At 39.7% G+C, this 7,204-nt stretch carries 6 protein-coding genes and 2 pseudogenes; 7 read left to right on the plus strand and 1 reads right to left on the minus strand.

Annotated elements, in window-relative coordinates:
* Positions 1–248: 248 nt before the first annotated feature.
* On the minus strand, positions 249–1,400 hold the full coding sequence (locus VIM94_RS13065) for a THUMP domain-containing class I SAM-dependent RNA methyltransferase (RefSeq protein ID WP_332039746.1): 1,152 nt from the start codon (positions 1,398–1,400) through the stop codon (positions 249–251).
* A gap of 179 nt (positions 1,401–1,579) precedes the next feature.
* Here VIM94_RS13065 and VIM94_RS13070 point away from each other — a divergent pair, with 179 nt between their 5' ends.
* The 7 genes and pseudogenes from VIM94_RS13070 to VIM94_RS13105 all read left to right on the plus strand — a co-directional run bounded on the left by VIM94_RS13070 (position 1,580) and on the right by VIM94_RS13105 (position 7,169).
* Positions 1,580–2,248: a ZIP family metal transporter gene (locus VIM94_RS13070; protein WP_332039747.1), complete on the plus strand. Its 669-nt coding sequence runs from the start codon at positions 1,580–1,582 to the stop codon at positions 2,246–2,248.
* 2 nt (positions 2,249–2,250) lie between these two features.
* Entirely contained in the window at positions 2,251–2,679 is a 429-nt protein-coding gene (locus tag VIM94_RS13075) for a DUF4268 domain-containing protein (protein ID WP_332039748.1), read from the plus strand.
* Positions 2,680–3,524: 845 nt separating this feature from the next.
* Positions 3,525–4,694: a site-specific tyrosine recombinase/integron integrase gene (gene xerA, locus VIM94_RS13080; RefSeq protein ID WP_332039749.1), complete on the plus strand. Its 1,170-nt coding sequence runs from the start codon at positions 3,525–3,527 to the stop codon at positions 4,692–4,694.
* A 12-nt stretch (positions 4,695–4,706) separates the two neighbouring features.
* Positions 4,707–4,850: pseudogene (locus VIM94_RS13085) on the plus strand (type II toxin-antitoxin system HigB family toxin); the annotation flags it as partial.
* A pseudogene (locus VIM94_RS13165) lies at positions 4,834–5,297 on the plus strand (helix-turn-helix domain-containing protein). The pseudogenes VIM94_RS13085 and VIM94_RS13165, both read left to right, overlap by 17 nt.
* 172 nt (positions 5,298–5,469) lie before the next feature.
* The gene (locus tag VIM94_RS13100) at positions 5,470–6,486 is read left to right on the plus strand and encodes a glycosyltransferase family 4 protein (RefSeq protein WP_332039750.1); all 1,017 of its coding nucleotides are present in this window, start codon (positions 5,470–5,472) and stop codon (positions 6,484–6,486) included.
* Positions 6,487–6,710: 224 nt separating this feature from the next.
* On the plus strand, positions 6,711–7,169 hold the full coding sequence (locus tag VIM94_RS13105) for a hypothetical protein (RefSeq protein ID WP_332039751.1): 459 nt from the start codon (positions 6,711–6,713) through the stop codon (positions 7,167–7,169).
* Positions 7,170–7,204: the final 35 nt, after the last annotated feature.

Below are 7,204 nucleotides of genomic sequence, written 5' to 3' on the forward strand. Positions count from 1 at the left end.
TGATTTTGAAGGCAAGAAGGCAAAATATTCGAAACAATGGCGTATGGTGAGGATTTAGATCCTGGTTCAGCTGAGATACTTATACTTAATAAGTAATATTAAACTTTATGGTTACTAAAAACATTATTATATTTTTTTTAACTGGATTTATGACTGTTCTACCGACAACTCATACCCGAACAGGATGGGATCCCGGATCAGGTCCGGGATGACGTGCGAAGTAAAAACTTAGTACTAAAAACCAAAAATTACATACGCTTCCGTTTTTTGGTTCCCGAATAGATCTGGTATTTAAGAAGTTTAGATTCCAGGGCGCCGTTGTAGAGTTGTATTTTTCTTGAGGGGCGCAAGCCTACGTGCTTAATAGCTTCCAGGTTGGAAGTGATAAACCAGGCGTCGGTATCGGGGTAGCCTTGTTTCAGGGTGTCTCCTATGGCTTTGTAGAAAACCGGCATATCTATGTCCAGCCTTTCGCCATAAGGGGGATTAAATACCATATGCAGATGCCGCTCCCCTTCCTTTTTGGATTCGAAGAAATCCTGTCTTTCCACTTTTATAAATTCTGAAAGATTGGCGTTTTCAATATTATCTATAGCCTTATGCACGGCAGAAGGTGCTTTATCATAACCTTTAATGCTGAAGTGGAATTCCCTCACCTTTTTAAGCACAGAATTTTCTATTTGTTCAAATAGAGCTTCATCCCAATCTTTCCATTTTTCAAAGGCGAATTCCTTTCTATTCAGGTTTGGCGGAATATTACAGGCGATCATTGCCGCCTCGATAAGGATGGTTCCGCTCCCGCACATGGGGTCCAGGAAATCGCTTTGACCATCCCAACCCGAATGCAGCAACATTCCGGCGGCGAGCACTTCGTTTATAGGGGCGATATTGGTTGCGGTTTTATATCCGCGTTTATGCAGGGATTGCCCGGAACTATCAAAGGAAACATTACAAAAATTCTTTTCAATATGCACATTGAGGCGCAGCGTTGGGAAATCGAGGTCTACATCGGGGCGTTTCCCGAATTTATCCCGAAACCTGTCTACGATTGCATCTTTGGTTTTAAGTGAAATATATTGGGAGTGTGTAAAAATTTCAGAGTGAACGGTAGCATCGATAGCCAGGCTATCGTCTACGCCCATGAATTCTTCCCAGGGCAGGGCATAGATATTTTTATAGAGTTCTTCTTCAGAATTGATCCTGAAACTGCGATAAGGTTTAAGGATCTTAATGGCGGTACGCAAGCAGAGGTTCGCCTTATACATAAAGCCCAGGTCGCCGTAAAAACTCACGTTACGGGTGCCTTCTTTAATATCCATTGCGCCGAGACTCAGTAATTCTTTAGCCAGAATTGGCTCGAAACCATACATGGTCTTGGCTATCATTTTAAAATTATCCATATCGCTTTTTTAGAGATGGCAAAAATACATTAATTTTGGCGGATGTACCGAAGAACGGGGAAGGAATGAAAGGGCTGCGCCTTTTACATTTAAGAACCAGGTTAAGAGAAAAAAATGGAGCCGGTGCCGTGTAATTTTCGGGAAAGAAGCCGACAAACATCTATCATATTCAGCAATTAATGATCTACTTATTACCCTTAGTTTCGGTTTTTATTGGCTATGTTATTTCCCGTTTTCTGAATCCGGGGACTTCCACCGGGTTTAAATTATTGCTGAGTTTTAGTGGGGCTTACCTCCTTTCGGTAACCGTTTTTGAATTACTCCCTGAGGTTTATGCGGTAGCGATTGACGGGATTGGCATATATATCATGCTGGGCCTTCTGCTACAGATCCTACTGGAATTTATTTCCAAAGGGGTGGAACACGGGCATTTGCATACCACCGATAAAAGTACCACTTTCCCCTTAATGTTACTGATAAGCTTAAGTATTCACGCCTTGCTTGAAGGGGTTCCGCTTGACGAAAAAGGGCATTTATTGCACGGGGTAGTGATCCACAAGATCCCGGTAGCCGCAATTTTGTCGGTTTTCCTGGTCCATTCGAAACTTGCTAAATGGAAGGTTTTTCTGTTTTTGGGGATCTTCGCGCTGATGACTCCGCTGGGAAGTTTTTTAAAGATGAATGTGCCGTTTATCGAACAAAGTTCGGTATATCTTAATGCAATAGTGATTGGTATCTTTTTACACGTTTCGACTACGATCCTTTTTGAAGCCTCGAGGAATCATAAGTTCAACGCCTCGAAATTGCTGGTGATTATCACCGGAATCTTACTGGCCTATTTTATTTAATTATGTTCAGCAGGGAAGAAAGCAAAAAGTTACGGCAGCAATTCTGGACGAGTTTCGGAATAGTTTACAGGACAAAGTGGATACTTTACGATACCAAACAGAAGGAGATTCAGCTTAAATTCACTTTCAACCGGAAATTTGCCCAGGTTTCCCTGGACGTTATCGACCCCGATGAACTCGTTCGCGCCTATTATTTTGAAAAACTGCTTAGTTTAAAGCAGATCATAAGAAATGAATACCTACCGGAAGCTATTTTTGAAGAAGCTTATGAACTGCCCGAGGGGAAAACGATCTCCAGGGTTTATGTACAGCTGGACGGGGTGAATATTCACAAGCGGCAGCAATGGCCTGAGGTGATGAAATTCTTAAATGAGCATATGCTTCAGCTGGAAGCTTTCTTTGAAGAATACCGCGATTATCTTAGCGCGTAGAAGGTTTTGGGTGTTTATGAGGATGGCAATGGATTAAGCCAGATTGGCACGAGGCACTATATTGTTCGGTTTATTTTTATAGGATTTTGCCGGGTATCAAACCATCATTTATTTCAATTCGGTTTTCCTTATCATTTATCCAATAAATGATCTTATAACTCTTATATACCAGGTATCTGAATTCTTCATTTCGGCTCTTTAATAAATCTTCAGTTTGGCCAATTTTCGGTTGCTTTTTTAGTTTAAGTGTTGTGTTATATTCCTTCAACGAGTTTTTTCGCTATTTGAATACCCGCTTTTTCCCGGTAATCTTCATAAATTATTCTTCTGTGAGCAAATTAGTCCAATATAATTTCACTTCCAATTATTAATTTTAGCTTTTAATTCGTCTGGTTCTATTAATCGGTCATTTTTAGAATCATCCATAGATTGATCGATTCGGGAATTAAACTCATCTAAAGAGAATTGTTTTAATTTCTTCTGTTTACCTTTTTTATTCTCTTTCTTTATTATTTTTTCCAGTTCCCGGATAACATCCTCACGTTGAACTTTTTAAAATTCCTGAATTAGTTTAAGCTTTTTAGTTTGTAAATCCATTTTAATCAGCTTATTATCAAGGGTACGGATTTTCCGTTTTTGCCGTGAATTTCCCGGGAAAGGAATTTTCAACCATATTACCCGAATTCTTCATGTAAAAAGCAGTTTCATCTTCCTTCGACAAAAATTTCCGCAGAACAAAAAATCGGATAAATTCAGCCAAAAATTTTCGGCACTAAAAAGCAGGGATTTTCCGCAGTGAAAAAAGGAAACAGAATGTTTATGTTGAGGTTTATAAACTTTTTTGAATGTTAGAGATCAAATTATATCCTTTAAAACACCGGGGAGCTTTGCATATTGCGGTGTCTTTTCCTTTTGATATGGACCTTAACCAGGAAATAGGAAAGGTTCCAGGGATACGCTGGAGCCGAACAAACCGCTGTTACTATGTGCCCTTCTCGCAGGAGAACAAAAACAAGCTTTTCGAGTTATTGAAGTGCAAAGGAAGGTACATAAACTATTCGGCCCTGGCCGGAGTAAAAGCAGAAACGCCTACTAAAGCGATTAAACTCTTAAGCAAGCATAAGCAGGAATTGCTGAACATTTATCTTTCTTATTTAAATGGAAAGCGTTACAGCAGAAGTACCATGCGCACTTATAAAAGTTTTATCGAAAAGTTTTTACTGAGCCTGGAAAAGTCGGTTGATGAATTAACCAACCGGGACCTGGAGTTATATTTTGAGCGGGAGATCGCAGACAAAAGTTATGCGATAAGCACCCACCGGCAATGTGTGAGCGCATTAAAGCATTTTGCCAGCTTACAGCAATTACCCGACCTGGAAGCTGAAATGATTAGCGCTCCGAAGAAAGACAGAAACCTGCCCACAGTTTTATCTAAGGAAGAAGTTATAGACCTGCTTCGGGCTACCCGAAACCTTAAGCACCGGGCTTTGTTTGCCTTGTTGTATGCCTCGGGGCTACGGGTGGGAGAAGCTTTAAACCTAAAATTAAATAACATAGATATCGATAGGCGGCAAATAATAGTAAAGAAAGCCAAGGGCCGCAAAGACCGGTATGTGACAATGGCTGAAAGTTTTGTTCCCTTACTGATGAATTACCTGAATACCTACCGCCCAAGTGTTTATTTTGTAGAAGGTGCCCAGGGCGGACAGTATTCAGGATCCAGCGTTAGGGTAGCCCTAAAGCAGGCGTGCAGACGGGCGGGCTTGAAAAAACGGGTTACCCCGCATAGTTTACGGCATTCATTTGCAACACATATGCTTGAAAACGGGATAGACATTAGGTATATCCAGAGTTTGTTGGGCCATTCCAGACCGGAGACAACTATGATCTATACGCATGTTACGCAAAAAGACCTGATGCAAATAAGGAGTCCCTTAGATGTAACGCTGGAAGCCCTCACGAAAACCGATAAAAATAAAAGCAAACCACGCTTATCTGACAATAACCTGGAATAAAAGTGTATTACTTTGAAAGACAACATAATTTTCTTTAATATAAAAGGAAACACGTACAGACTGATTGTAAAATTCAACTTGGAATATCAAATCGGTTGGATTGGGTTAATAGGCATTCATGCAGAGTATGATAAAATAAATGCAAATACAATTTAAAATAAAACCAATTAGAAACGAAGGCGATTATCAAAATGCTCTTTTACGACTACAGAAAATTTTTGATGCAAAAAGAGGAACCGATGAGGGTGATGAATTGGAAATATTATCCATTTTAATTGACAATTACGAAAACGAACAATTTCCCATAGAAATGCCGGGTCCTATTGAAGCAATTAAATTCAGGATAGCACAATTAGGATGAAACCAGCAAGCTGCTGGACCCAAACAAGGCTATATGCAGTAGTATGATTATTAATTCGGGCCTGATTCTGAAATTTCAGTAAAAATTAAAGCAGTTAAAACAAAAGACCTGGCAGAAATCTTTGGTTTCAAAAGCAAAGTGAGTGAGATCTTAAATAAAAAAAGGAAACTAAGACTGGAAATGGTAAGAAACTAAATTCCACACTACATATTCCAACAGAAGTTCTAATCCAGGATTATTAGTTGGAACAGATTTAGAGTTTCACCCAGGTTTCAAACCTAATTTTTCCGAAGAGGGAAAACAAGAACACTATTATTTACCTGTGAGGAGCCGATACAGTAATGTGCGTATATATTTTAAAATATGGAGTAACTTGCTAATCATTATTCAAACAATTCGCAACAAGCTGTAAATATGAAAATCGCACTGCTCTCTCCTATTGCCTGGAGAACTCCCCCGGTAAAGTACGGGCCCTGGGAGCAGGTTGCTTCAAATATTACTGAAGGGCTTGTAGCGCGAAACATAGACGTCACCTTGTTTGCAACCGGAAATTCTATTACAAAAGGTAAACTGGAAGCTGTTTCAGAAAATGCCTGGAGCGAGGATACAGAGATGGATCCCAAGGTTTGGGAATGTCTTCACATCAGCAATTTGATGGAACAGGCAGGCAAATTTGATTTAATACACAACCACTTCGATTTTCTTCCGCTTAGCTATTCCAGACTCATTAAAACCCCTATGCTTACCACCATACATGGGTTTTCTTCAGAAAAGATCCTCGAGGTCTATAAAAAGTATAACAAGACCGCTTATTATGTTTCCATCAGCAATTCAGACCGCAACCCGGCGCTGGATTATGTGGCGACGGTATATAATGGCATTAATGAGAAAGAATTTAGCTTTAAGGAAAGAACAGGGGATTATTTGTTGTTTTTCGGCAGAATTCATCCGGAGAAGGGAACACTTGAAGCCATTGAGATCGCCAAAAAATCGGGACGAAAGCTGAAGATTTCGGGCTTAATTCAGGACCAGGACTATTTTGACAGCAAGATAAAGCCGTTGATTAACGATGAGGATATTATATTTGTGGGCAATTCGGGGCCGAGGGAAAGAGATGAGCTAATGGGGGGAGCTCATGCCCTTTTACACCCCATAAGTTTTAAAGAACCTTTTGGTTTAAGCGTAGCCGAAGCCATGATGTGCGGAACCCCGGTTATTGCGTTCAACCTGGGTTCTATGCCTGAATTGATAGTGCACGAAAAAACCGGTTTTCTGGTTAATAGCGTTGATGAAGCGGCTGAAGCAGTTAGGCTCATAGCCAAGATAAGCAGAAAGTTTTGCCGGGAATGGGCATTTTCTAAATTTAGCAGGAAAGAAATGATCGATGGCTATTTAGCGGTATACGAGCGCATATTAAACCCCGGGAATTAGCGTCTTACATCACGTATTATCAGGTTTGAGATACGGCGTGATCCGGCAGCTATTTACTGAAAGATCATTAGCGTACTGAGATTTCGGCTAAGGAGTTTCCTTAAAATCTTAAGGGAATCGTATAAAAAGCAAGAAAACCTACGTTTATCCCGAATTTATTTGTGTTAAAAGTGTATATTGCTGTGGATATAACGTGTTGCCTGCAAGCGGAAATTCTACTAAAAATGAATTTGATCAATAAACTTAAAAATATATTTTTAAAGAAGGATTGGGTGGAGACGCCCGATCTTAAATGGGAGAATTATAAAATTCAATTTGAAATTTTAGAGGAGGAACAATTAATAGAAATTGCCAGACTTTGCAGAACCCGACTGACCAACGAAAATTCTTATATTAAAAAATCTGATCTCAACCTGACCGACAGCATTAAATGCCAAACACTCGATTCTTTGATATCTTGGGTCAAACAAATATGGGAAACAGATTTTACCGACACCCACAAAGTGAGTAATGAAAAAGGATGGATTTATAGATACTACGTGGATATTGATGAGAAGGTTAATCAAATCTCTTTAAATAATGTACTGACAGCTGCGGACGGAACTATAGGACATGTCATTTATTCCGTACTCGTAATCAAGAAAATTCAAAACGAATACTATTGTTGGAATCTTTTGGAGTGAAAAAAGCCTGCAGGCAACAATATATAAAAACAATG

Origin of the sequence: Salegentibacter sp. (assembly GCF_036568425.1) — a bacterium.
Classification (GTDB): Bacteria; Bacteroidota; Bacteroidia; order Flavobacteriales; family Flavobacteriaceae; genus Salegentibacter.